General features: G+C 50.3%; 1 protein-coding gene. It reads left to right on the top strand.

The genetic code is table 11. The annotated features are described in order from the left end of the window. The coding region (locus V5298_RS20010) for an aldehyde dehydrogenase family protein (protein ID WP_332933185.1) at nucleotides 1-513 on the top strand (513 nt) is incomplete at both ends.

Here is a 513-nt window from a genome sequence, read left to right as displayed (position 1 = left end):
GGCCACGCTGAAAAATTAGTGGTCATGGCCTCAAAACAAACGGTCTCTGACGCCATTGGTTGTGCACAAAATGCCTTTGCCAATTGGCGCAATACGCCGGTGAACAAGCGCGCTCGAGTGATGTTCGCCTTTAAAAGCTTGTTAGAAAAACACGCCGATGACATCGTTGCCTTAATTGGTGCAGAGCACGGCAAAATCAGTCATGACGCCGCTGGGGAATTACAGCGTGGTATTGAAAATGTGGAATTCGCCTGCGCAGCGCCCCAACTTTTGAAAGGCGAACACAGCAAAAACGTGGGGCCAGGTATTGATTCTTGGAGCGAATATCAACCCCTTGGCGTGGTAGCAGGTATTACCCCATTTAATTTTCCCGCCATGGTGCCGTTATGGATGTTTCCCCTCGCCATCGTTTGTGGCAACACCTTTGTGCTCAAGCCCTCAGAGCGGGATCCTAGCTGTGCCCTCTATCTTGCTAAACTCTTACAACAAGCCGGTTTACCCGATGGGGTATTT

Origin of the sequence: Alteromonas sp. 14N.309.X.WAT.G.H12, assembly GCF_036697315.1 — a bacterium.
GTDB lineage: Bacteria > Pseudomonadota > Gammaproteobacteria > Enterobacterales > Alteromonadaceae > Alteromonas.
This window is presented reverse-complemented; position numbering and strand designations above follow the sequence as displayed.